At 64.7% G+C, this 660-nt stretch carries 2 protein-coding genes; both read right to left on the bottom strand.

Annotation, left to right across the window (positions count from 1 at the left end; all coding sequences use genetic code 11):
* A partial coding sequence (locus tag IVB48_RS12265; protein WP_247400134.1) for an NAD-dependent epimerase/dehydratase family protein occupies nt 1–191 on the bottom strand: 191 nt, incomplete at its 3' end.
* Nucleotides 172–660 (bottom strand): GDP-mannose 4,6-dehydratase (locus IVB48_RS12270; protein WP_247400136.1); only part of this gene is annotated, 489 nt, incomplete at its 5' end. The genes IVB48_RS12265 and IVB48_RS12270, both read right to left, overlap by 20 nt.

Here is a 660-nt window from a genome sequence, read left to right on the forward strand (position 1 = left end):
ACCTGCGGCCGCGTCTTCGCGAACCAGTCGAACACCGCGGCCTGATTGCACAGATCGACCTCGCGCCGGTCCACGGTGACGAGCTTGACCTTCTCCCGCTCGAGCCGGCGCGCAAGCGCGCTGCCTACCATGCCGCGATGGCCGGCAACGTAGACGCTCTTGCCTGTCAGTTCAAACGGTACGTTTGCCACTCGTCGCGTCCTGTTTTGCTACCGCCAGATCGCTCGCCATCATCTCTGCGACGAGCTCTGCAAAGCTCCGCTTCGGCGTCCAGCCGAGCACCTCGCGCGCCTTGCTGGCGTCGCCAACGAGGAGATCGACCTCGGTGGGACGGAAATATGTCGGATCGATCTTCACCACCGTCTTGCCGCTCGTCTCGTCGACGCCGGTCTCCTCGACGCCTGCCCCGCGCCATGCGATGCGGCGGCCGACTTGCGCGAACGAGAGTTCGACCATCTCTCGCACCGAGTGCATTTCGCCGGTTGCGAGCACGAAATCGTCGGGCTTGTCGGCCTGCAGGATCTTGTGCATGCCCTCGACATAGTCGCGCGCATGGCCCCAGTCGCGCCTGGCCGAGAGATTGCCAAGATAGAGCGTCTCCTCCAGCCCGACCTCGATGCGGGCGACAGCGCGCGTGATCTTGCGGGTGACGAAGGTTTC

It is taken from the genome of Bradyrhizobium sp. 76, from assembly GCF_023073025.1.
Taxonomy (GTDB): domain Bacteria; phylum Pseudomonadota; class Alphaproteobacteria; order Rhizobiales; family Xanthobacteraceae; genus Bradyrhizobium.